The sequence below is a fragment of the Pseudomonas sp. D3-27 genome, from assembly GCF_051132165.1.
Classification (GTDB): Bacteria; Pseudomonadota; Gammaproteobacteria; order Pseudomonadales; family Pseudomonadaceae; genus Aquipseudomonas.
In genome coordinates, this window is record NZ_CP071667.1 from 5,303,867 (window position 1) to 5,325,104 (window position 21,238).

Below are 21,238 nucleotides of genomic sequence, written 5' to 3' on the forward strand. Positions count from 1 at the left end.
GCTACTGGGTAGCAACGCCGGCCAGGCACGTCAGTATCAATAGATGCTGAACGGGAAGTACTTGTCGTTGATCTTTTTATAGGTGCCGTCGGCAACGATTTCCTTCAGCGCGGCATTCAGTTTGTTGCGCAATTCGTCATTACCCTTGCGCACTGCAATGGCGATCTTGTCGCCTTCCACCACTGGGTCGCCCTTGAACTCATAGGCACGGCCGGCGTCGGTTTTCAGCCAGTCGTAGTTCACGTATTTGTCCGCCAGGATCCCGTCAACGCGGCCGGAGGTCAGGTCCAGATAGGCGTTTTCCTGGGTATCGTAAAGTTTCAGTTCGACGCCTTCCATGTTGTCTTCCATCCAGGTACCAGCCAGGGTGGAACGCTGGGCTCCGATGACCTTGCCCTTGAGGGAATCTTTATCGACTTTGAACTCGACGTTTTTCGGCGCAATGAACTGCAGCTTGTTGGAGTAGTACGGGTCGGTGAAATCAACGGCCTGCTTGCGCTCTTCGTTGATCGACAACGAAGAAATCAGGAAATCGAACTTTTGGGCCATCAAGGCCGGAATGATGCCGTCCCAGTCGGAAGTGACCACTTCACATTCAACTTTCATCTTGGCGCAAAGCGCGTCGCCGATGTCTTTATCGAAGCCTACGACCTGGCCGCTGGCATCCTTGTTATTGAACGGCGGATAGGCCGCCTCGATGCCCATTTTCAGTTTGTCGGCCGCCATGACGTTGGCCGAGAAGACCAGGCTGGCGGCAGCAGCCAAAAAGAATTTCCTGTAGGTCTGCATAGGTACTGCTCCGTTAGCGGTTGCTGGACATGAATTGTTTGCAGCGCGCCGAAAGCGGGTTTTCGAAGACCTGCTGTGGCGACCCTTGCTCCTCGACCAGCCCTTGGTGAAGGAACACGACTTCGCTCGATACCTGGCGGGCGAAGCCCATCTCGTGGGTTACGAGCAGCATGGTACGACCTTCTTCGGCGAGGGCGCGGATCACGCTTAGTACTTCCTGGACCATTTCCGGGTCAAGGGCAGAAGTCGGCTCGTCGAACAGAATGACTTTAGGTTGCATCGCCAATGTGCGGGCGATGGCGGCACGTTGTTGCTGGCCGCCGGACAGTTCGGCAGGGTAGGCGTGGCGCTTGTCAGCAATGCCGACCTTGGCCAGCAAGGCTTCGGCCACTTCCACGGCTTCGGCCTTGCTCTGGCCCAGCACGCGGCGCGGGGCTTCGATGATGTTGTCGAGCACGCTCATGTGCGGCCAGAGATTAAAGTTTTGAAATACAAAACCAATCTCGCTGCGCATGCGATTGATCTGTTTGCCATCGGCGGCGATCAGCTCACCGTTTTTGGCAGCCTTGAGCTTGAGCTCCTCGCCTGCGACCAGAATCTGACCCTGGTTGGGATTTTCCAGCAGATTGATGCAACGCAAAAACGTGGACTTGCCGGAGCCGGAGGAACCCAGGATCGAGATCACGTCACCGTCGCGAGCGGTCAGCGAGACGCCTTTGAGCACCTCCAGCTTTGCGTAGCGTTTGTGCAAGTTGCGGATTTCAAGCGCGGGCGTGGCCTGGGCCATGTGCGATCCTCATGATTTGTGCTCCCTTGCTATTGGCAGCCTTCCTGGCGAGGCGGCCAAGCTAGCATGCGTCCGAATGACAGCCAACAGCGCTTCGGACGGTAGACCGATGATGAGTGACAGGTTGTCGCATCGGCGCAGCAGACTGTCGCGCCATCAACAACCGAACGGCTGTTTGAACCCTGTCCATCGGCGATTTGCCCGGGGAGTCGCGTAAAAAAAGGCGCGATGGTGCCAGCTTTGGGCGGGGGTGGGAAGGGTTAACCGGATGAGCGTTGTCTATTCCGTTTGGCATTCGGCTCAACTTCCAATCGATCTGAACATGGGTGTTCATAAAACGATCAAACGAGGTGGTGTTCCCTATCAGGAGTTGTGGTCATGAAGTTGCTATATTGCCCCATCGTTCTGGGTGCGCTGCTTTTTCCCATCATGCTCAACGCCACCAACCTCGCGCCCATCGACAACGCAGGCGTCCAGGTCCAGCCCATGCAACAGAACGGTATCAGCTACCTGTCCGGCGGTATCGGCGAAGACGAAGCCCGGGCCATCGAACAGGCCCAGGGCTACAACCTGCACATGACTTTTGCGATCGGCCCGGAGGGCAAATACGTCCCGGATGTGGAGGTGACCGTGCAGAGCTCAACGGGACAGACATTGCTGACGCTCAGCGACGCAGGCCCATTGGTGTATGTACAACTGCCGCCGGGCAGTTACAGCGTGATAGCGACGCGTAACGGCGAGGAGCGTCGCGACACCGCCAAAGTGGGCAGCGGAGCCGCGCGCAAGCTAGTGTTCCATTGGAACAGCAGCGAGTAGCCGAGAGCTTACTCGCTGGCGGGCTCTTCCATGGATTGGCGATAACGGTCCAGCGCCTCGCTGAAATCCTTGATGAATTCCGGCGTGCTGAGCCAGCGCTGGGCGGCCTCGCGGTCCATGTCGTCGGCCCACATGCGGTAGTCCACCAGCATATCGGCGGCCAGGTTGGTGGCGGCCATGCCCTCGTTTTCCGCGTTCTTGAGGTCCAGCAGGCCCGGACGCTCGATGATCATTTCGCTAACGTCGGCAAGCAGCGTGTCGAGCATCTGGCTGCGGCTGACGGCCTCGGCTTCACGCAACTTAGCGAATAGCTCCAGCACATAGACCGGCGGCTGGGCAGTGGCGTGAGCCGGATCGCCGTACATCGGGATGGATTTGCGCCCGGTCATACGGATTTGCTTGGCTTTGTCTTTGGCGCGCTTGGCGCGTTTCTGCTGTTTGTTCAGTGAGGCCATTGGGCTTCGGTTTCCAATTCGTTAGGGGGCGGTGGCCGGCTCAATCGATTTTCGGCACGGTGAAGCGGAATTCGCTGCCTTTGCCTGGCTGGCTTTCGGCCTGCAGTTTACCGCCATGAGCCTGGACAATCCCCTTGGAAATATAAAGTCCGAGGCCGGTGCCGTTCGGGTTGCCGTCCTTGGTGGTCCAGTAACGGTCGAAAACATGAGGCAGTTGTTCTGGCGCGATGCCCTCACCAGTGTCGCGGACACTGAATACGATCTCATCGCCTACCGACATTGCGCTGATACCTACGCTACCTTTCTGCGGCGTGAACTTGATGGCATTGCCAATCAGATTGGACAGCACCTGGAACAATCGCTCCGGGTCCGCGTTGATCCTGAGGTTGGGTTCGGCGTGGAAAGAGATATCGATGGCCTTGGCAGAGGCCAGCGGCGTCAGTAATGAACACGCGTCTTCGAATATCTGGCTCACGTCCATCGGCTTGGGGTGGATGGTGTAGCGGCCGGCGTCGATGCGCGAGGTGTCGAGAAGGTCCTCCAGGAGCGAATTCATACGGCTGGCGGCCTGCTGCATGGTATCGATGGCCGAGGAAATTCGCTTCGAGCTGTGGGAGCCATCGGAGCTGAAAGCCTTTTGCATCATGCCGCACAGCATGGAAATGACCGTCATCGGGTTGCGCAAATCATGGGACACGACTGCAACCAACTCATCCCGGGCCTGCACCGCCTGGCGCTCCTTGCGAACTTGCCGTGCCAAGTCGTTTTCCAGGGCCGAGCGCCGCAGGTCGTTGGCGGCGAATACATCGCCATGGCTCCATTTGGTACTGATGCCCCCCATTTCGACTTTCCAGATTTCGAACGACGTCCTCGGGCGTAAGCGTAGTCCGGTCGCGCTTTGCTCCAGGTCGAGGGGTTTTTGAGGGTCACCGCTCCAATTGATGGTTTGCTTGACCTCGGGGCGGAACCACAGCACGCCGTTTTCCACTGGCTTGGGCAGGTGAATCGCCAGCACACCGCTCGCAACCTCCGGATAAGCCTTGGCCGGCGCGAAAATTTCGCCCAGGTTATGGTGAGCAAAAACCGGTTGGTCGGTTTCCATTATCCATTTGTGCAATTCACGAATCTGCTCCGGTTCCGGGCACTGTCCGTGCCGATGCAGCTTGTTGTCCTCGATGATCGCAACGCCATTGGCCCCGGTGAGTTCCATCAGACGCTGTGGGTCGTGGGACAGACTGTCAAAGACGTTTTCGCTGGATTCGGCCATGAGAGTGGCAAGCGCCCCGAGGTCTTCGAGCTTGGCGTCCCGTTGCCCTGCCAGTTCAAGAGCCTCCATCGCACTGATCTGCAGTGAGAGGATCTGGCCGATCGTCTGACAGGCCATGCGCATTTGGTGGGGAACATGCAGCGGCTGGCGGTTGCCGCAGCTGATCAATCCCCATAATTGCTCGCCTTTCATCAGCGAGATGCTCATGGATGACAACACGCCCATGTTCTTCATGTATTGACGGTGAATCGGCGAGACGCTGCGCAGCGTGGAAAAGCTCAAGTCCAGTGGCGCCTGCGTGTCGGGGCGCAGCTCGGGCATCAGCGGTACCGGCGTGTAGTCGGCGTTGGGGATGATGCGCAACCAGTTGGTGCGATACAGCTCGCGAGCCTGTTCCGGAATGTCCGATGCTGGGAAAAACAAGCCCTTGTAGAGCTCCATCGAAGGCGCGCTGGCCTCGGCAATGACTTGCCCGTGGCCTCCTTCCTCGAAACGATAAATCAGGACGCGGTCGTATCCGGTCATGGCCTGGATCTCCCGCACGCTGATTTCGTACAGGGCCTGGAGCGTTTTCGCGCTTTGCAGACGCTGCAGCATGCGGCCCAGGTTGGCCTCGCCATTGACGCCCTCGGGGCGGTAGTCGGTCAGGTGCTGTTCCAGTTCGACAATCAAGGCGCCCTGATGGCGGTGGATCAGGGCGTCGAAGCGCTGCTGGCTCACTACGATGTCGAGCGGAACGTTGTCTCTTTCAGTTTCGGTGCGGAAAGCTTCCAGAAGGGTTGCGGCCTGTTCCTGCCCAAACAGTGCATCCAGGGGCAGACCGAGAAGCTCTTGAGGATCATACCCTGTCAGTTGTTGCGCGTTTGCGCTGACCTGGCGGATCACGAAATCAGGCTCGGACAGCATCAGCAATACGCCGTGAGGCTGGATGGCCCCGGGGAAGCGGATCGGTTCGTCTGCGCAATTGGCCAGCAATTCTTCGAAGGCTTCTTGGTTTTCCGGTTTCATAACAGAACCTCCTGACTGGCCAGCCAGCGTTCAAAACAGATGAATGTCGCCTTGGCAGCGCGTGTGGCTTCGAGCGTCTGGTCGTCGCCAAGGTTCCGGTCACCTAGATACTGAAGAAAATCCTTCCAGCGCCGGCCGGTAAGTTCTCCATAAACGTCGAGGAAAGCGGCACCGCTGGATGAATCGAGACCTAACTGTTCGGCCACCCTGCGTCGCAGGATCTGTCCGCCCAATGTTGCGCCTTCCAGCACATAGGAAACGCCGAGGGCGGCGGCCGGAGAATCAATCTGCGGCAGGAGTTGGCAGACGGGCAGCGAGTCAATCGCCATTTCGTCCAGACCCAGCGCCATGAGATCCGCTCGTAGCACCGGCAGCTTGATGCGTAGGGATTGGTCCAGCCCCGTCGGCGTCAGCGCGAGAATATGGAGGCGACGTTCCAGTGGCTCATAAAAACCGTGGTATGCCGCTATCAAGCGCCGGTACAGGCCTAGATCCAGTTGCTCCGAGAAAAACGGCAAGCGTTTCTCCAGGGCAATGTGCAGTTCAGCGGTTTCAGTCCGCAATGCCTGGATCAGGGAGGGCGGAGGGGCGGACGGTGCAGGCATGCAGAATGAAGCTCTTTGAGTGAAGCGTTGCAGAAAAAAACGCATCAATCTTACACAGGTTTATTGGGTGGGCGATCGTCAATAGCCCGCTTTATTGTTCGGGCAGCATGGCCGGTCTGTCGCTCCTGGTATCGGCCGGCGAAGAGGCGTTCATTACCTTCACGGTGGGTGTCCAGCCGTTGGGCGTAATCCACGATAGGCTACGCCGTAAAATCAGGCTTGGCCTTGGCTCAGTGCTTGGGATGCGGCCACATAGTCGGCTTGGAATTGCTTGCTTTCCACCCAATCCAGCGCGGTCTGCTCATCGACACCCGTGGTCAGGCGACGGTACTCGATCAATGCAGTGATGATGAAGTCGGTGGCCTCTTCTTCGCCTTCCTGTTCCAACACGAGCGCCAGCAGCGGATGTGCCAGGAATGCTTCGCACATGGCTTTCTGGCTGACCTTTTCGGCGGCGCTCATGAGTCCGAACAGATCCGACAAGTCCACGGTTTCCAAGTCGATGCGCTCATCGTTCGGGTCAAGGAAATCGTTTGGCGCAGCAGCACGCTGAATGCGGTTGTTCTTGGCTTTCGCCTTCGCGCGCTGGCTGCGTTTGTGCTGTTTGTTCGCCGATGACATGGTCGGATTCCTGATGGATAAGACGATCTATCCTACAGCTTCGACGCGGACGCTTCGAATCTCAATCGACTATGAAGAGCGTGGCCCCTGATGAAGTCGAAGACCGATGGGGCTCGGCCTGGTCCGCCACCTGGTAGCTCATGCCTGGCTTGAGCAAAAATTGCCGGCCATCTTCGAGCTCGGTATCGAGCTCGCCCTTTAGGCAAAACAGGATATGGCCCTTGGTGCACCAATGGTCGGCCAGGTAACCGGCGGTGTATTCCACCATCCGTACCCGAATGCTCCCGAACTGCCGCGTTCGCCAATAAGCGGTTCCGGTAATGCCCTTATGCTCGGTGGGCTCGATGGTGGACCAATCGGTGGTGCCGAAGGGGATGCCAGTGATGTCCATTTCGACTCGCTTGCTGGAGGGGAGCGGACGAATGTAGCTGAGTCGATAGGGCGGCGGAAGAAAAATCCGGGCAATAAAAAACCCCGATCAATTTCTTGATCGGGGTTTTCGGTATTTGGTGCCCAGAGACGGAATCGAACCGCCGACACGGGGATTTTCAATCCCCTGCTCTACCGACTGAGCTATCTGGGCAACGGGGCGCATTAAACGGGTTTTTCAGGGGGGCGTCAAGCGAGTTATCAAAAAATATTTAATTATTACCGTCGCTTACGATTCGCCCCCGCTCTGGAAGGCTTATTCGGACGGCGGCACGTAGCCTTCGGCCTTGGCGTATTCTTCGCCGGAAAAGAACTTCTCCATCTCGCCTTGAAGGTATTTGCGATCTTCGGCGTTCATCATGTTCAGGCGTTTTTCGTTGATCAGCAGGGTCTGGTGTTTCTGCCAATCGCCCCAGGCCTTGGCCGAGACGTTGTCGTAGATGTCCTGGCCTTTGGCGCCCGGGAACGGCGCGCGTTCCAGGCCTTCCAGTTCTTTTTTGTACTTGCGGCACATGATGGTGCGGGTCATTGCAACTCTCCTGCATTCAATACGGCGGCCGCGCGTTCGAGCAAGGTTTTGACCGGGGCGGCAAGGCCCAGGCGCGGCGGGGTGGCGAGGTTATACCAGAGCCAGTCGGCCTCGGCCACGTGGTGGCCGGTTTCCCGGACCCGGACCAGCCAGGGTTCGATTGCCAACTGGAAGTGGCTGAAGGTGTGTATCAGGTCCGGCATTGCCTGTTGCTGGCCTAGCTCCAGGAAATGTTGCAAGGCCAGGTGCTGCAGATCATCCAGGCCATCGAGTTCCGGCAGACTCCACAAGCCGCCCCATAAGCCGGTGGATGGGCGACGGTAAAGCAAGATGGCGCCCTCGCGATTGGCCAGCATGGGCATCAAGGTGCGCTTCTTGGGCACTTCCTTGCGTGGCTTGGGAATCGGGTAGCGGGTTTCCAGGCCCAGCATGTGCGCCTCGCAACCTTTTTTGAGCGGACACAACAGGCAACTGGGCTTGCTGCGGGTACACAGCGTGGCCCCCAGGTCCATCATCGCCTGGGTGTAAGCGTTGACGCGGTCTTGCGGCGTGAAGCGCTCGGCGGTGGCCCATAGCTGTTTCGCAACCTTGGGTTCGCCCGGGTAGCCTTCCTGGGCGGTGAAACGCGCCAGCACGCGCTTGACGTTGCCATCGAGGATCGGCGCCCGTAGGTCCATGCTGATGCTGGCGATGGCGCCAGCGGTGGACAGGCCGATCCCCGGCAGTTCGGTGAGCTTTTCCACATCCCGGGGGAATTCCCCGGCGTATTGCTCCACGACGATTTTCGCTGTTTTCTGCAGATTGCGTGCACGGGTGTAGTAGCCCAATCCGGTCCACAGATGCAGCACTTCATCCTCCGGCGCGTCGGCGAGGGCCTGGACCGTTGGCAGGGCGGCCATGAACCGGTCGAAGTAATTGAGCACGGTGCTGACCTGGGTCTGCTGCAGCATGATTTCCGAGACCCACACCCGATAAGGCGTGATGCCCTGTTGCCAGGGCAGGTCGTGGCGTCCATGGCGGTCGAACCAATCCAGTACCGCGGCGGAAAACTGCTCGGATGTCATCGCTTGAACAGCCCCTTGAGCGCGTCTTTGAGCTCAGGGCTGACTTTGTCGCCCAGCTTCTCGTCAATCTTGTCGCCGAGGCGGTCTCCGGCCAGTTTCGCCGCGACCTTGCCCAGCCCATCGTTATCCAGGCGGCAGGCTTTGGCACCCAACTCCAGCGGGCCGCGGCAGCGCAACGGCCACTCGACGTCGACGTAGCGTTCGTTGACCTGGCAGGCAGGGTCGGGCATGTCGCTTTTGTCGCCTTCGACGATCACGCCGACGCGGTAGTCCATGCCCAGCACGCGCAGGTCGATGTCGCCGTTGCCGTTGACGGTCATGCCGGGAATGCGGACTTTCAGGTCTGGGTTGTGGGCAACGCCGTTGGTGAAAGTGAGGTTGCCGTTGAGCTGCTGGAACGGCGTGTCCTTGCCGCGAGGTTCGCCAGTGAGTGACTTGCGGTTCAGCGTGGCGATGCCTTTGCACAGTTGCTGTTCAAGATTGGCATTGAGCAATACGCCATCGTTGATGACGAAACCGGCCGTGCCATTAAGGCTATCGATCAGGGCTTTTTGGCTGTTGCCGTTGGCGGTGATCGCGCTGTTGAGCGTGACCAGACCCTTGACCGGCGGATTCTTGCCTTGGCTTTCGATGATTTTCTCGGCCGGCACCCGGTTGATGCGGGTTTGCAGGCTCAACTGTGGCGTAGGCTGCCGTACGTCCAGGGTGCCCTTGGTTTCAAAGTTGCCGCTGTACAGGTCGCCGCGCAGGTTCTCCAGAGTCAACAGGCCACCCAGGCCGGTCGCTTTGAGCGCGGCGTTCTGGATCGGCAGTTTGTCGAGGGTCAGTTGGCCGAAGGTCAGGTCGGCATCGATGTCCAGCTTGCTCAGGCGCTCCACCGGAAACAGCCGATCATTGCTCCAGGCGCCTTGGGTTGGAGCGCTTGGCAGGGGTGTGCTGCCGGCGCCGGCCATGGCACTGGCCTCGGTGTTGCTGACTTCGGCCTCGCGGGCTGCCTTGGAGCTGTCGGCTTCGGCGGACTTTGGCGGCAGGTAGCGGTCGACGTTGAACGTATCGGCCTTGAGCTGCACGCGCAGGGCCTGTTTGGCAAAGTCTTCCACAGCGATACGGCCGCTGAAACTGCTGTCGTCGACCTTCAAATTGATGTCGTTGAGTTCGACACTGTTAGGCGTGCCGGCAATGCGGCTCGCCAGTTCGACCTTGCTCAGGCTGCCCTCAGCCATGGCTGGCAGTTTTTGGCCAACGCTGTCGACAAACTTTGCCAAGTCGAATTGGGCAATCGAAATGCCGCCATTCAGTTGTGGCGTCTTGTCGAGGTCGTTGACCTTCAACTCGCCCAGTGCACGCAGTTGGTTGAGGGAAAGCTTGATCCCGGTCCACTCGGCGACGTTTGCCGCTTTATCCAGGGAAAGTTGCCCTTGGGCCGCGAAACTCACGGTCTTGCCCTGCAAGGGATCGCCGGTGGCTTCGCCGGACAGCTTCAGGTCTTCGAACCGATAGCGCTGCAAAGCGCGCTCGAAGCGCAGTTCGCCAGTGACCTCGGTGCGCACGCGGACGGCCGGCTGGTTGCTGGACAGGAACGCCGTGAGGGTAACCGGGATGTTGGTAGCGTCATGGATCGGGCCGGTGCTTAACTGGATGCTTTCGGCACTGAACTGCTTGCCGGTCTGCTCGTCGGTGTATTCCACTCGGGCGTTGTTCACGGTCAGGCTGTCGATGTCCAACCGTGTTGGCTGGGCCGGCTTTTCTGCCGGTGCGCTGGCCGGCGGGGTGGATTGTTCGACGGGCGTTGGTGCTTCCTGGGTGGATGCGGAGGTGGGCGCCTTGCCGATATCTTCCCAGTTGCCGTGGCCGCTCTTGTCACGGTTCAGGCGTAGGTTCAGGCCTTCGACCCGGACATCGCTCATCTGCACTTCGCGGCGCAGCAGCGGCATCACCCGGACAGACAGCCCGAGCATCTGCAGGTCGGCGAAAGGTTGGGTTGGGTTGGCCAGGGTGGCGACACTGGCTTCGTGCAGTTCCAGACCCAGCCATGGGAACAGGCTCCAACCGATGTCCCCATTGAGTGTCAGCTCGATGTGGGCTTTATCGCGGGCTATCTGGCGGATCTCTTCTTTATAGTCGTTGGGATCGAAGAGGTGGGTCAGGGCAAAGCCCAGGGCCACAATGATCAGCAACAGCCCGAGAAGTACCAGACCCAGGATTTTGCCGAACGCTTTCATGGGCGAATCCTTATAGGTTGAGTTCAAATTTTGCCAGGGAGTATAACGTCCCGGGTCGGTGGAGCGTTGAGGGATCGATTTTTCGAGCTGCCGTTACCCGGCCAGACACGGCCCCGTGGCGAGGGAGCTTGCTCCCGCTGGGCTGCGAAGCGGCCCAAAACCAGGCGAATCGGTATGCCAGGCGCGCCGTGGATTCAGTTTTTGGGGAGCTACGCTCCCAGCGGGAGCAAGCTCCCTCGCCACAGGGGCGCTAGTCGACATCCAGCGGTAATTTCAATTTCGCCGCCAAGGCCTGGGCTTCCAGATGCCCGGCAGGCGCCTGAAGTCGCAGCTCGGCGTTGCCTTGCTCAGCCATCCTCCGGGCTTCGCTCACCAGCCGTTCCGCCACGCCCCGGCGGCGAGTGACTTTTCGCACGCATAGGTGGGACAAGCGCCAGACGTTCTGGTGCCGTTGCAGTCGTGCTGCACCGAGCAGGCGATCGTTGAAGCGTGCCGCGATCAACGAGCCTTCCTCCAGACATTTCTCTGTGAGTCGCGCGGCGTCGCTGAACGGCTCGAACAGCCAGACCGGCGCGTCCCGATAGATTTTCTGCAGATCCTGCTCGTCCTGACGAGTGGCTTCATTCAGGTGCTCGACAACGATGGGCATGGAAATTCCTGAAAAATAAACGAATTGCCCCCTACAGAAAGTCAGCAGAGGCGCGATAAGACGAGTGAGAGAAAAAAGGTGATAGCACTTTGGTTTTTCTGTCACGAGCAAATGTTAACCTTTGTCGGTTCGTCCGTCCTTCTGCGACGTGATGTCGCACTAAAATGGAGCTTCACCACAGAATACAGTCATGCCTGCGTGCAAGAAGGCTGAGGGTGAGGTGTGGCTGGCGAACCATTCCAATAACTGGGGGATACACAATGAGCACGAGCATCACGGCGGACGGCATCGCCGACCAGCCTGCGTTCCTCTCCAAGGAACGTATCATCGCCAAGCCCGGATTCAACCGGTGGCTGGTTCCACCGGCCGCGCTGGCCATCCACCTCTGCATCGGCATGGCCTATGGCTTCTCGGTGTTCTGGTTGCCACTGTCCAAGGCCTTGGGTATCACCAAGCCTGTCGCCTGTGCACCGGATATGAGCTTCATCTCGCAAGTCTTTTCGTCCCAATGTGACTGGCCGATCTCCATGCTCGGCTGGATCTACACCCTGTTCTTCATCTTCCTGGGCTGCTCGGCAGCCATCTGGGGCGGCTGGCTGGAACACGCCGGGCCACGCAAGGCCGGCGTTGTTTCGGCATTGTGCTGGTGCGGTGGCCTGCTGATTTCCGCGTTGGGTATCTATACCCACCAGATCTGGCTGATGTGGGTCGGTTCCGGTGTGATCGGCGGCATTGGCCTGGGCCTGGGCTATATCTCGCCAGTCTCGACGCTGATCAAATGGTTCCCGGACAAGCGCGGCATGGCGACCGGCATGGCGATCATGGGCTTTGGTGGCGGTGCGATGGTCGGTGCTCCACTGGCTGCGGCGCTGATGAGCCATTTCGCTACGCCGACCGAGGTGGGTGTCTGGCAGAGCTTCCTGGTGATGGCCGCGATCTACTTCGTGTTCATGATCGGTGGCGCCTTGTCGTACCGCGTTCCGCCAACCGGTTGGAAGCCTGAAGGCTGGACCCCGGCACCGAAGAAAGCCGCGAACGCGATGATCACTCATCGTCACGTTCACGTGAACGTTGCCTGGAAAACCCCGCAGTTCCGCCTGGTATGGCTGGTGCTGTGCCTGAACGTATCCGCCGGTATCGGCATCCTGGGCATGGCTTCGCCACTGCTGCAGGAAGTGTTTGGCGGCAAACTGCTGGGCAACGACCTGCCTTTCGGTCAGCTGGACGCCGTGCAACTGGGCCAGATCGCTGCCATTGCGGCCGGTTTCACCGGTCTGTTGAGCCTGTTCAACATCGGTGGCCGGTTCTTCTGGGCGTCCTTCTCGGACTACCTGGGCCGTAAAAACACCTACTTCGTGTTCTTCGCATTGGGTGTTGCCCTGTACGCGTTGATCCCGAACCTGGGTCACTTGGGCAGTATCGCGCTGTTCGTGGCGGCGTTCTGCATCATCCTGTCGATGTACGGCGGCGGTTTCGCAACCGTGCCGGCCTACCTGGCGGACCTGTTCGGTACGCAAATGGTTGGCGCGATCCACGGTCGTCTGCTGACGGCGTGGGCGGCGGCAGGCGTGCTGGGCCCGGTTCTGGTGAACTACTTGCGTGAATATCAGCTGAGCATCGGCGTCGAGCGTGCCGCGGCCTATGACATCACCTTGTACATCCTGGCCGGCCTGCTGGTGCTGGGTTTCCTGTGTAACCTGATGGTCCGTCCGGTCGCCGACAAGTACTTCATGACCGACGCCGAACTGGCCGCTGAACAGGCGCTGGGCCATGACAAGGGCGCCGACAGCACCACTTCGCTGGAATGGAAAGCCGCGCCGGGCACCAAGCCTTTGGCAATCGCCGCCTGGCTGGTGGTGGGCATTCCGTTGGCGTGGGGTGTGTGGGTGACCCTGCAGAAGACGGCGGTGTTGTTCCGTTAAGACCGTTGCCCTGATCATCAGGTCAGGGCAGCCCTTGTGGGAGCGAGCTTGCTCGCGATAGCGGTGGGTCAGCGGACAGTAATGTCGGCTGACACGCCTCATCGCGAGCAAGCTCGCTCCCACAGTCGTTTTGGCTGGTGGATAAGACTTGTATGCACATGTCTATCGCCGACGGCCCGGGTTTCAACCCGTCAGTGATGTCACCTCTTTTGTTTCTGTTTGCCGCTCGCGCCCCTATAATGGCTGCCTTTTTCGCCCAATGATTTTGCGGAGCTGGTGATGGCCGAACGTAAGGCGTCTGTCGAGCGCGACACTCTGGAAACCCAGATCAAAGCCTCGATCAACCTGGATGGCACCGGAAAGGCCCGGTTTGATATCGGCGTGCCTTTTCTTGAGCACATGCTGGACCAGATCGCCCGTCACGGGCTGATCGACCTGGACATCGTCAGCAAGGGCGACCTGCATATCGACGACCACCACACGGTGGAAGACGTCGGTATCACCTTGGGGCAGGCCTTTACCCAGGCCATCGGCGACAAAAAAGGCATCCGTCGCTACGGCCATGCCTACGTGCCGCTCGATGAAGCGCTGTCGCGCGTGGTCATCGACTTCTCCGGCCGCCCTGGCCTGCAAATGCATGTGCCGTACACCCGTGCCACCGTCGGCGGCTTCGACGTTGACCTGTTCCAGGAATTCTTCCAGGGCTTCGTCAACCACGCCAACGTGACCCTGCACATCGACAACCTGCGCGGGCACAACACCCATCACCAGATCGAAACCGTGTTCAAGGCCTTTGGCCGCGCGCTGCGCATGGCGGTGGAGCTCGATGACCGCATGGCCGGCCAGATGCCTTCCACCAAGGGCGTGCTGTAATGCAGACGGTCGCGGTTATCGATTACGGCATGGGCAACCTGCACTCGGTGGCCAAGGCCCTCGAGCACGTGGGCGCCGGCAAGGTGCTGATCACCAGCGATGCCGATGTGATTCGCGAAGCCGACCGGGTGGTGTTCCCCGGTGTCGGCGCGATTCGTGATTGCATGGCCGAGATTCGTCGCCTGGGCTTCGACAAGCTGGTGCACGAAGTCAGCCAGGATCGGCCGTTCCTCGGCATCTGCGTGGGCATGCAGGCTTTGCTCGATCGCAGCGAAGAGAACGATGGCGTCGATTGCATTTCGCTGTTCCCCGGCCAGGTAAAGTTTTTCGGCAAGGGCCTGCATGAGGGTGGCGAACATCTGAAAGTCCCGCACATGGGCTGGAACGAAGTGAAGCAGGCGGTCGATCATCCCCTGTGGCACAACATCCCGGACCTGGCGCGCTTCTACTTCGTGCACAGCTACTACATCGCCGCCGGCAACGCGCGGCAGGTGGTGGGCAGCGGTCACTATGGCGTCGATTTCGCCGCGGCCCTGGCCGATGGTTCGCGCTTCGCCGTGCAGTTCCATCCGGAGAAGAGCCATACCCATGGCCTGCAACTGTTGCAGAACTTCGCCGCATGGGACGGACGCTGGTAATGGCACGCAAGAAACCGCCGATCCTCACCCTCACGCCTGAGCAGGAAAGTGAAGCGAACCGCAAGATCCAGCGGTTCATGGAGGAACGTTTCGAGCTGGACCTGGGCTCGTTCGAAGCGGCGGAAATTCTTGACCTGTTTACCCGCGAAATTGCTCCGCACTATTACAACAGGGCGATTTTCGATGTGCAGGCGCACCTTAAAGAAAGGTTCGAAAGCATTGAAAGCGACTTGTGGGCGCTCGAGAAAAACTGATTCCCGAGCCAAGCTGAATACTCGTATTTAAGGGTTTGCCAGATGCTGATTATCCCCGCTATCGATCTCAAGGACGGCGCTTGCGTACGTCTGCGCCAGGGCCGCATGGAAGACTCCACGGTGTTTTCCGATGACCCGGTGAGCATGGCCGCCAAGTGGGTGGAGGGCGGCTGCCGTCGCCTGCATCTGGTTGACCTGAACGGTGCTTTCGAAGGCCAGCCGGTCAATGGCGAAGTGGTCACGGCCATCGCCAAGCGCTATCCGAACCTGCCGATCCAGATCGGTGGCGGCATCCGCTCGCTGGAAACCATCGAGCACTACGTCAAGGCTGGCGTGAGCTACGTGATCATCGGCACCAAGGCCGTGAAAGACCCGGCTTTCGTCGCTGAAGCCTGTCGCGCGTTCCCTGGCAAAATCATCGTTGGCCTGGATGCCAAAGACGGTTTCGTCGCCACCGATGGCTGGGCTGAAATCAGCTCCGTGCAGGTCATCGATCTGGCCAAGCAGTTTGAAGCCGACGGCGTGTCCTCGATCGTTTATACCGACATCGCCAAAGACGGCATGATGCAGGGCTGCAACGTACCGTTCACCGCTGCGCTGGCCGCTGCCACCAAGATCCCGGTGATCGCTTCCGGTGGCATCCATAATCTGGGTGACATCAAGTCGCTGCTCGACGCCAAGGCACCGGGCATCATCGGCGCAATCACCGGGCGTGCGATCTATGAGGGCACCCTCGACGTCGCTGAAGCGCAAGCTTTCTGCGATTCCTACAAAGACTGAGGACTGACCATGGCGCTGGCCAAACGCATCATCCCTTGCCTGGACGTGGACAACGGCCGGGTGGTCAAGGGCGTCAAATTCGAGAACATCCGTGACGCCGGCGACCCGGTGGAAATTGCTCGCCGCTACGACGAGCAGGGTGCCGATGAGATTACCTTCCTCGACATCACGGCCAGTGTCGATGGCCGCGATACCACACTGCATACCGTCGAGCGCATGGCCAGCCAGGTGTTCATCCCGCTGACCGTGGGCGGCGGCGTGCGCTCCGTTCAGGACATCCGCAACCTGCTCAATGCCGGGGCGGACAAGGTGTCGATCAATACCGCCGCGGTGTTCAACCCCGAATTTGTCGGTGAAGCAGCGCAGCACTTCGGCTCGCAGTGCATCGTCGTGGCCATCGACGCGAAGAAGGTTTCCGCCCCCGGCGAAACCCCGCGCTGGGAAATCTTCACCCATGGTGGGCGCAAACCCACGGGTCTGGACGCTGTTGAATGGGCAAAGAAAATGGAAGCCCTGGGCGCCGGTGAGATCCTGCTGACCAGCATGGACCAGGACGGCATGAAAAACGGCTTCGACCTGGGCGTCACCCGCGCCATCAGCGATGCACTGGGCATTCCAGTCATCGCTTCCGGCGGTGTCGGCAACCTGCAGCACTTGGCTGACGGCATTCTCGAAGGTCACGCCAGTGCGGTATTGGCGGCGAGTATCTTCCACTTCGGCGAGTACACCGTGCCGGAGGCCAAAGCTTATATGGCGCAGCGCGGTATCTGCATTCGATAGGTTTCTTCATCGAAAACAGCCCGGTGCCTGTCAGAGTGTCGGGCTGGTCTCCTGCCGGCTTGTGGCAGGACTTAGCAAGTCTTCCCTGGGCTTGGATTCCTGATTCATTTTGTCGTAAGCGATGCTGCAGAATTTCTGCGGCAGTTTTTCGTTTTCGAACAAATAACCTCTCTGGTCATAGGGTTCGTACTCTTGCGCTTCAGTGCAGTCTGTCGTTTCCGGCGGGCCGAACTTGATGGCGTAGGTATGGTATTGATCCTCGGATTGTTCCAGTGCGACTCCGATGCCCGCGTAGATCGACAGATTTGGCTGGGCTGTCGGAGCGCCGTCCAGGATTTCTACCGGCAGCGAAAGGGTAGTGAGTGGCTCTGCCGGTCCCGAGGAGTCAACACCAATAATGCATAGGAAATAGACGCCTGGCTGAGTGCCGATATCAGTGTCTATAAACGCGTCGACCGAGCTGATTGGATCGCTATAGTTTTGGCCGTTTTCGCAGTGCTTTGCGGTACGAACTGTCTTGTGGCGATAAAAGGCAGTGCTGATCGTGAAGCGGTAGTTCCAAGTCGGGATTGCTATGGTCCCGTCAGGCTGTTTTACAAGACGCTGATACCGCGCCGGGCTGTTTTTTTCCAGGTCAACGGAAAATGACGGGTAAAGCGCGCAAGATGCCGTCACGTCCTTGACCAGATGGCCTTGCACGAAGCACCCGTTGAGAAAAGCCGTTGAAGTTCCATAGTGGTTGTCGGGGATTGGTTTATAGCCACTGTTGGTGCGCATACAAGGCACATACCATTCGCATGGGGTGAAGCCCTCGGGTGTGGCACTGGTGTTCAGCACACCGACAAGTGTAACGATCAAGGATGGGGCCTCCTTCACTGCCTCCCGCCAGATCCGAGCATTGATTCATTATGTTGTTTCGCCAGACAAACTGACCTTTGATGACCTCGTCGGCAGATTGCAGTGTGCACGCGGCCATGCGCAGTGTGTTCTTTGGAAAACCCAACGAGGCTCCTACCGTCAACACATCGGTTCCATCAGTCGGCTGTCCCTGGGCCAATTTCAATGGTTTTATACCGGCCCTGATGAGTTCCTGAAGGCTGACGTTCAGCTCGATGATAGAAAGATTGGTGCCATGCATACTCCGCCATGCCACTTTTTTTACCGGGTAGATCTGGAATAACAGGGTGTCAGCGAAGTAACTGAAATAGATGTGGCCGCTTATGGGGGTGTCCGTCATGTTGCTTTCGTCGATTTGCCTCGTACAGAAACCCGTGGTGACCACATAGGCGGGCGTTGGTCCGGCCACAGTGGAATCCTGAGTATCGAGCAGTGTGGCGGTGCAATAACTGTCGGTATACAGCCGACCGATGCCTCGCCAATGGTCATATTTGCCATCCGCATTTTCCAAGACCCTGGACGCTGCGAAGTTTTGCAGGCCATCGCCATAGTCCTTGCTGTGAGCAATACCTTGCAAAGCCGACACGCACAGCACGGCCATTAATGGAAATAAGATCGATCTCATAAAACGCTGCCTCTGATTAAATGAATAGAAACCGGTCAGGCCGGTGTTTCAATTAACCAGAGCGCGCCTGTTGGCTGGCGGTAACTAATTACCTCACCCTTGAAGGCTGGAACCTCTAGCCTGAAAGGTTGAGCCGGCGGCAAGTAACGACCGTAGACATGATTGCGGCCCTGAGGCACTCTTGGCTCGCCATGGATCTTCGGTAGTCAGACATGTTCAGACGTTTGGTTTTCTTTCTTGCCGGCACCGTGCTGTTGTTCATCAACGGGGCGCAGGCTCAAGAACATCGCGATGTCGGCGTGGTATTGCTGACGGAAAATTTCCCGCCATACAACATGGCCAAGAACGGCAAGAACTTCGCCCAGGACGAAAACATCCATGGCATCGCCGTGGACATCGTGCGCGAGATCTTCAAGCGCGCCGACATTACTTACAGCCTGACATTGCGCTTTCCTTGGGAACGAATCTACAAGCTCGCCCTGGAGAAACCCGGCTACGGGGTGTTCGTCACGGCGCGGTTGCCGGAGCGCGAGAAACTCTTCAAATGGGTCGGCCCTATCGGCCCGGACGACTGGGTCATGCTAGCCAAGGCAGACAGCAAAATTGCCCTAGACTCGCTTGAGCAGGCGCGTGAATACAAGATTGGCGCCTACAAGGGCGACGCTATTGCCGAGACATTGGCCAAGCAAGGACTCAAGCCTGTCGTCGTGTTGCGCGATCAGGACAACGCCAGGAAACTGATCAGTGGCCAGATCGATCTGTGGGCCACCGGAGACCCGGCCGGGCGTTACCTGGCGCGGCAGGAAGGAGTGAGCGACCTCAAGACCGTGCTGCGATTCAACAGTGCCGAGCTGTACCTGGCGTTGAACAAGGACGTGCCGGACGATGTGGTTGCCCGACTCCAAGCGGCCCTGGACGAACTGCGCAAGGACGGTACGGTGGACGCGATCATGGCGCGGTATCTCTAAGCACTTCACCCGCCGCGCGGCCGCCATCGCGAGCAGGCTCGCTCCCACAATGGTTCTGCATCGGGCACAAGAGTTGTGTTCACCGCAGATCCCCTGTGGGAGCGAACTTGCTCGCGATGGCGGCGACGCGGTTACCGTCGCTACCGATAAACCCCATCTTTCCCATGCCCGGCCATTGCTCGGTTGCTGCGCAGGCTGATCATCGATTTGATGTCGATCCATTCGATGCCCTGAGCCTTGAGCTTGGGTAGTTCGCGTTCGAGTACCGCCAGGGTCTGTGGGTAGGGGTGGCCGATCATCACGGCCGAGCCCTGCCGGCGGGCCAGGTCGATGGCGGTCTGGAGCTGATGGGCGATGGCTGCTTCGGTGCGCTCGTCATCCAGGAACACATCCCGCGACACGCTGGCGAGGCCGATTTTCTGGGCCTCGGCGCCGGCGACCGTCTGGGCGCTGGTGCGGCTGTCGACGAAAAACTTGTGCCGCTGTTGCAGGTTCGCCATCAACCACGCCATGGCCCTGGGTTGGGCGGTCATGCGGCTACCCATGTGGTTGTTGACGCCGCTGGTATAGGGCACTGCGGCAAACGCGGCGTCCAGGCGCTTGCCCAGTTCTTCGACAGGCAGTTCCGGATGCCAGGCGAACGGCCCGTTAGCCGGGTCCATGGGCATGTGGAGCATGACCAGTTTGCCGGCGCGATGGGCTTCGCGGGCCAGTTCGGCGGCATGGGGTGTGTCGGGCATGATCGCAGCGGTGACGGGCCCAGGGAGGGCCAATACCCGGAGATCCCGAGGCAGGTTTTGCCCCAGGTCGTCGATGATCAGGCTCAGGTACGCCTTATGCGGCGAAGAAGGTGTAGCGGGCGCCGCGTTAACGGCTCCCGCCAGCAGGCACAGCAGGACGAAGGTAAACCGCCGGAACATCTCAGCGGCCGGAAGTGATGTTCAACCCCTTGAGCAAGCTCAAGGCCTGAGCCAACTGATAGTCGTCGTCCTGCGGCATTGGCTTGGCCTTGGCACCGGAACCGGTCGGCTTGTCGGCGCCGCCGTTGCCATTGCCCAAGTGACCTTGCAGGTCGGCTTCCTTGAAGTACTCGCTGTCCGCCTCGCTGGTGATCTTGGCCTTGCGCACTTCGATATCCGGGACGATGCCCTGGGCCTGGATGGAGCGGCCGTTAGGGGTGAAGTACAGCGCGGTGGTGATCTTCAACGCTCGATCGTTGTTCAGCGGCAACACGGTCTGCACCGAGCCCTTGCCAAAACTGGTGGTGCCCATGACCACGCCGCGTTTCTGGTCCTGCAGGGCGCCGGCGACGATTTCCGAGGCCGAGGCACTGCCGCCGTTGATCAGCACCACCAATGGCACGGCTTCGCTCAGGTCGTTGCCAGTGGCTGAGAAGCGCAGCTCGGAATTGGCAATGCGCCCCTTGGTGTAGACGATCAGGCCCTTGGTGATGAAGTGATCCACCACCTCGACGGCCGATTGCAGTACGCCGCCGGGGTTGTTGCGCAGGTCCAGAACCAGCCCGTTGAGCTTCTTGCCGTTGTCCTTGCGCAACTTGGCCAGGGCCTTGGCGACTTCTTCGCCTGTCTTGACTTGGAACTGCGTGATGCGGATGTAGCCGTAGCCCGACTCCAACAACTGGCTCTTCACGCTCCTGACCTGGATGACCGCTCGCGTGAGGGTCACGTCGAATGGCGTGCCGCCGTCGCGCACCAGCGTCAGGGTGATTTTCTGGCCGATCTTGCCGCGCATCTTGTCTACGGCTTCGGTCATGCTCTGGCCGCGTGTCGGCTGGCCGTTGATCTTGACGATGAAGTCACCGGCCTGGATGCCGGCCTTGGAAGCGGGCGTATCGTCGATTGGCGAGACGACTTTGACGAAGCCGTCTTCGCTGCCGACTTCGATACCCAGGCCGCCGAACTCGCCACTGGTGCTTTCCTGCAACTCGGCAAAATCCTCCGGCCCCAGGTAGGCCGAGTGCGGGTCAAGGTTGCTGAGCATGCCTTTGATGGCGTTTTCCAGCAGCTGTTTGTCATCCACGGGCTCGACGTAGGCAGCCTTGATCCGGTCCATGACCTCGGCGAAGGTGCGCAGTTCGTCCAGCGGCAGCGGAGCCTTGGTGGTCGCGGCGGTGGCGGCGGGTGCCGACGGGGCCGTTTCGGCGGCGAAGGCCAGGGGCGCGCCGATCACGAGGGCGATCGTCAGGGCCAGCGAGGTGAGGCGGGACAAATGCAGCATGTCGAACGAACTCCTTAATAGG

Annotated in this window: 23 protein-coding genes and 1 tRNA gene; 8 read left to right on the forward strand and 16 right to left on the reverse strand. The window is 59.4% G+C overall.

Features of this window, described 5'->3' with window-relative positions:
* Nucleotides 1-36: 36 nt before the first annotated feature.
* Both J3P92_RS23795 and J3P92_RS23800 read right to left on the reverse strand, forming a co-directional pair.
* Nucleotides 37-789, reverse strand: coding sequence for an ABC transporter substrate-binding protein (locus J3P92_RS23795; protein WP_434561154.1), 753 nt, complete (start codon nt 787-789; stop codon nt 37-39).
* Nucleotides 790-802: 13 nt separating this feature from the next.
* Complete coding sequence (locus J3P92_RS23800; protein WP_420766351.1) at nt 803-1,576, reverse strand: ABC transporter ATP-binding protein; 774 nt, start codon at nt 1,574-1,576, stop codon at nt 803-805.
* A gap of 378 nt (nt 1,577-1,954) precedes the next feature.
* Between J3P92_RS23800 and J3P92_RS23805 the strand changes: the two genes are divergently transcribed.
* Nucleotides 1,955-2,392, forward strand: coding sequence for a carboxypeptidase regulatory-like domain-containing protein (locus tag J3P92_RS23805; protein WP_434608295.1), 438 nt, complete (start codon nt 1,955-1,957; stop codon nt 2,390-2,392).
* A gap of 8 nt (nt 2,393-2,400) precedes the next feature.
* Here J3P92_RS23805 and J3P92_RS23810 read toward each other — a convergent pair whose 3' ends face one another.
* From J3P92_RS23810 to panM, 10 genes are all read right to left on the reverse strand, one after another.
* Nucleotides 2,401-2,847 carry a hypothetical protein gene (locus J3P92_RS23810; RefSeq protein ID WP_420766349.1) on the reverse strand — a complete coding sequence of 149 codons (447 nt, stop codon included), beginning with the start codon at nt 2,845-2,847 and terminating at the stop codon, nt 2,401-2,403.
* A 40-nt stretch (nt 2,848-2,887) separates the two neighbouring features.
* Nucleotides 2,888-5,122, reverse strand: coding sequence for an ATP-binding protein (locus J3P92_RS23815; RefSeq protein ID WP_434649273.1), 2,235 nt, complete (start codon nt 5,120-5,122; stop codon nt 2,888-2,890).
* Nucleotides 5,119-5,727, reverse strand: coding sequence for a biliverdin-producing heme oxygenase (locus J3P92_RS23820; protein ID WP_434608288.1), 609 nt, complete (start codon nt 5,725-5,727; stop codon nt 5,119-5,121). Before J3P92_RS23820 ends, J3P92_RS23815 begins: the two co-directional genes overlap by 4 nt.
* Before the next feature lie 213 nt (nt 5,728-5,940).
* Nucleotides 5,941-6,348, reverse strand: a complete 408-nt coding sequence (locus tag J3P92_RS23825; protein ID WP_434649274.1) for a hypothetical protein — start codon at nt 6,346-6,348, stop codon at nt 5,941-5,943.
* A 61-nt stretch (nt 6,349-6,409) separates the two neighbouring features.
* A complete protein-coding gene (locus J3P92_RS23830; RefSeq protein WP_420766345.1) occupies nt 6,410-6,739 on the reverse strand; it encodes a DHCW motif cupin fold protein in 330 nt (109 codons plus the stop codon).
* 116 nt (nt 6,740-6,855) lie between these two features.
* A tRNA-Phe gene (locus J3P92_RS23835) sits at nt 6,856-6,931 on the reverse strand.
* 102 nt (nt 6,932-7,033) lie between these two features.
* Complete coding sequence (locus tag J3P92_RS23840) at nt 7,034-7,306, reverse strand: oxidative damage protection protein (protein ID WP_434649275.1); 273 nt, start codon at nt 7,304-7,306, stop codon at nt 7,034-7,036.
* Nucleotides 7,303-8,370 carry an A/G-specific adenine glycosylase gene (mutY, locus tag J3P92_RS23845; RefSeq protein ID WP_434649276.1) on the reverse strand — a complete coding sequence of 356 codons (1,068 nt, stop codon included), beginning with the start codon at nt 8,368-8,370 and terminating at the stop codon, nt 7,303-7,305. Before mutY ends, J3P92_RS23840 begins: the two co-directional genes overlap by 4 nt.
* The gene (locus J3P92_RS23850) at nt 8,367-10,592 is read right to left on the reverse strand and encodes an AsmA family protein (protein ID WP_434608282.1); all 2,226 of its coding nucleotides are present in this window, start codon (nt 10,590-10,592) and stop codon (nt 8,367-8,369) included. The genes mutY and J3P92_RS23850 overlap by 4 nt, the downstream gene beginning before the upstream one ends.
* A gap of 250 nt (nt 10,593-10,842) precedes the next feature.
* Nucleotides 10,843-11,241 (reverse strand): aspartate 1-decarboxylase autocleavage activator PanM, encoded by a 399-nt coding sequence (gene panM, locus J3P92_RS23855; protein WP_434649278.1) that lies wholly within the window; start codon nt 11,239-11,241, stop codon nt 10,843-10,845.
* 260 nt (nt 11,242-11,501) lie between these two features.
* Between panM and J3P92_RS23860 the strand changes: the two genes are divergently transcribed.
* The 6 genes from J3P92_RS23860 to hisF all read left to right on the forward strand — a co-directional run bounded on the left by J3P92_RS23860 (nt 11,502) and on the right by hisF (nt 16,488).
* A complete protein-coding gene (locus J3P92_RS23860) occupies nt 11,502-13,163 on the forward strand; it encodes an OFA family MFS transporter (protein WP_434561140.1) in 1,662 nt (553 codons plus the stop codon).
* Between the two features lie 279 nt (nt 13,164-13,442).
* Entirely contained in the window at nt 13,443-14,036 is a 594-nt protein-coding gene (gene hisB, locus J3P92_RS23865; RefSeq protein ID WP_024778052.1) for an imidazoleglycerol-phosphate dehydratase HisB, read from the forward strand.
* The gene (hisH, locus tag J3P92_RS23870) at nt 14,036-14,674 is read left to right on the forward strand and encodes an imidazole glycerol phosphate synthase subunit HisH (RefSeq protein WP_434561138.1); all 639 of its coding nucleotides are present in this window, start codon (nt 14,036-14,038) and stop codon (nt 14,672-14,674) included. Before hisB ends, hisH begins: the two co-directional genes overlap by 1 nt.
* A complete protein-coding gene (locus tag J3P92_RS23875) occupies nt 14,674-14,928 on the forward strand; it encodes a DUF2164 domain-containing protein (RefSeq protein WP_030141479.1) in 255 nt (84 codons plus the stop codon). The genes hisH and J3P92_RS23875 overlap by 1 nt, the downstream gene beginning before the upstream one ends.
* Nucleotides 14,929-14,970: 42 nt before the next feature.
* Complete coding sequence (gene hisA / locus J3P92_RS23880) at nt 14,971-15,708, forward strand: 1-(5-phosphoribosyl)-5-[(5-phosphoribosylamino)methylideneamino]imidazole-4-carboxamide isomerase (protein ID WP_434649280.1); 738 nt, start codon at nt 14,971-14,973, stop codon at nt 15,706-15,708.
* A gap of 9 nt (nt 15,709-15,717) precedes the next feature.
* Nucleotides 15,718-16,488 carry an imidazole glycerol phosphate synthase subunit HisF gene (gene hisF / locus J3P92_RS23885; protein WP_420766339.1) on the forward strand — a complete coding sequence of 257 codons (771 nt, stop codon included), beginning with the start codon at nt 15,718-15,720 and terminating at the stop codon, nt 16,486-16,488.
* A 30-nt stretch (nt 16,489-16,518) separates the two neighbouring features.
* Here the strand turns inward: hisF and J3P92_RS23890 are convergent, their stop codons facing one another.
* Both J3P92_RS23890 and J3P92_RS23895 read right to left on the reverse strand, forming a co-directional pair.
* Nucleotides 16,519-17,265 (reverse strand): hypothetical protein, encoded by a 747-nt coding sequence (locus J3P92_RS23890; RefSeq protein WP_434711756.1) that lies wholly within the window; start codon nt 17,263-17,265, stop codon nt 16,519-16,521.
* Nucleotides 17,243-18,010, reverse strand: coding sequence for a hypothetical protein (locus tag J3P92_RS23895; protein ID WP_434711758.1), 768 nt, complete (start codon nt 18,008-18,010; stop codon nt 17,243-17,245). The genes J3P92_RS23890 and J3P92_RS23895 overlap by 23 nt, the downstream gene beginning before the upstream one ends.
* 212 nt (nt 18,011-18,222) lie before the next feature.
* Between J3P92_RS23895 and J3P92_RS23900 the strand changes: the two genes are divergently transcribed.
* Nucleotides 18,223-18,978, forward strand: coding sequence for a substrate-binding periplasmic protein (locus J3P92_RS23900; RefSeq protein ID WP_420766337.1), 756 nt, complete (start codon nt 18,223-18,225; stop codon nt 18,976-18,978).
* A 140-nt stretch (nt 18,979-19,118) separates the two neighbouring features.
* On the opposite strand, the gene J3P92_RS23905 is transcribed toward J3P92_RS23900, so the two are convergent.
* Nucleotides 19,119-19,898 carry a divergent polysaccharide deacetylase family protein gene (locus J3P92_RS23905; RefSeq protein WP_434608269.1) on the reverse strand — a complete coding sequence of 260 codons (780 nt, stop codon included), beginning with the start codon at nt 19,896-19,898 and terminating at the stop codon, nt 19,119-19,121.
* 1 nt (nt 19,899) lies between these two features.
* Nucleotides 19,900-21,216 (reverse strand): S41 family peptidase, encoded by a 1,317-nt coding sequence (locus J3P92_RS23910; RefSeq protein WP_434608266.1) that lies wholly within the window; start codon nt 21,214-21,216, stop codon nt 19,900-19,902.
* Between the last annotated feature and the right edge of the window lie 22 nt (nt 21,217-21,238).

Bases quoted from the DNA above. Each gene is read 5' to 3' on its own strand.
- J3P92_RS23815 (WP_434649273.1), bottom strand. From the start codon at position 5,122: ATGAAACCGGAAAACCAAGAAGCCTTCGAAGAATTGCTGGCCAATTGC.
- J3P92_RS23825 (WP_434649274.1), bottom strand. From the start codon at position 6,348: ATGTCATCGGCGAACAAACAGCACAAACGCAGCCAGCGCGCGAAGGCG.
- J3P92_RS23840 (WP_434649275.1), bottom strand. From the start codon at position 7,306: ATGACCCGCACCATCATGTGCCGCAAGTACAAAAAAGAACTGGAAGGC.
- J3P92_RS23890 (WP_434711756.1), bottom strand. From the start codon at position 17,265: ATGCGCACCAACAGTGGCTATAAACCAATCCCCGACAACCACTATGGA.
- hisF (WP_420766339.1), top strand. From the start codon at position 15,718: ATGGCGCTGGCCAAACGCATCATCCCTTGCCTGGACGTGGACAACGGC.
- J3P92_RS23820 (WP_434608288.1), bottom strand. From the start codon at position 5,727: ATGCCTGCACCGTCCGCCCCTCCGCCCTCCCTGATCCAGGCATTGCGG.
- hisH (WP_434561138.1), top strand. From the start codon at position 14,036: ATGCAGACGGTCGCGGTTATCGATTACGGCATGGGCAACCTGCACTCG.
- J3P92_RS23875 (WP_030141479.1), top strand. From the start codon at position 14,674: ATGGCACGCAAGAAACCGCCGATCCTCACCCTCACGCCTGAGCAGGAA.
- J3P92_RS23900 (WP_420766337.1), top strand. From the start codon at position 18,223: ATGTTCAGACGTTTGGTTTTCTTTCTTGCCGGCACCGTGCTGTTGTTC.
- J3P92_RS23830 (WP_420766345.1), bottom strand. From the start codon at position 6,739: ATGGACATCACTGGCATCCCCTTCGGCACCACCGATTGGTCCACCATC.
- J3P92_RS23810 (WP_420766349.1), bottom strand. From the start codon at position 2,847: ATGGCCTCACTGAACAAACAGCAGAAACGCGCCAAGCGCGCCAAAGAC.
- panM (WP_434649278.1), bottom strand. From the start codon at position 11,241: ATGCCCATCGTTGTCGAGCACCTGAATGAAGCCACTCGTCAGGACGAG.
- J3P92_RS23795 (WP_434561154.1), bottom strand. From the start codon at position 789: ATGCAGACCTACAGGAAATTCTTTTTGGCTGCTGCCGCCAGCCTGGTC.
- mutY (WP_434649276.1), bottom strand. From the start codon at position 8,370: ATGACATCCGAGCAGTTTTCCGCCGCGGTACTGGATTGGTTCGACCGC.
- J3P92_RS23800 (WP_420766351.1), bottom strand. From the start codon at position 1,576: ATGGCCCAGGCCACGCCCGCGCTTGAAATCCGCAACTTGCACAAACGC.
- J3P92_RS23910 (WP_434608266.1), bottom strand. From the start codon at position 21,216: ATGCTGCATTTGTCCCGCCTCACCTCGCTGGCCCTGACGATCGCCCTC.
- hisB (WP_024778052.1), top strand. From the start codon at position 13,443: ATGGCCGAACGTAAGGCGTCTGTCGAGCGCGACACTCTGGAAACCCAG.
- J3P92_RS23850 (WP_434608282.1), bottom strand. From the start codon at position 10,592: ATGAAAGCGTTCGGCAAAATCCTGGGTCTGGTACTTCTCGGGCTGTTG.
- J3P92_RS23895 (WP_434711758.1), bottom strand. From the start codon at position 18,010: ATGAGATCGATCTTATTTCCATTAATGGCCGTGCTGTGCGTGTCGGCT.
- J3P92_RS23860 (WP_434561140.1), top strand. From the start codon at position 11,502: ATGAGCACGAGCATCACGGCGGACGGCATCGCCGACCAGCCTGCGTTC.
- hisA (WP_434649280.1), top strand. From the start codon at position 14,971: ATGCTGATTATCCCCGCTATCGATCTCAAGGACGGCGCTTGCGTACGT.
- J3P92_RS23905 (WP_434608269.1), bottom strand. From the start codon at position 19,898: ATGTTCCGGCGGTTTACCTTCGTCCTGCTGTGCCTGCTGGCGGGAGCC.
- J3P92_RS23805 (WP_434608295.1), top strand. From the start codon at position 1,955: ATGAAGTTGCTATATTGCCCCATCGTTCTGGGTGCGCTGCTTTTTCCC.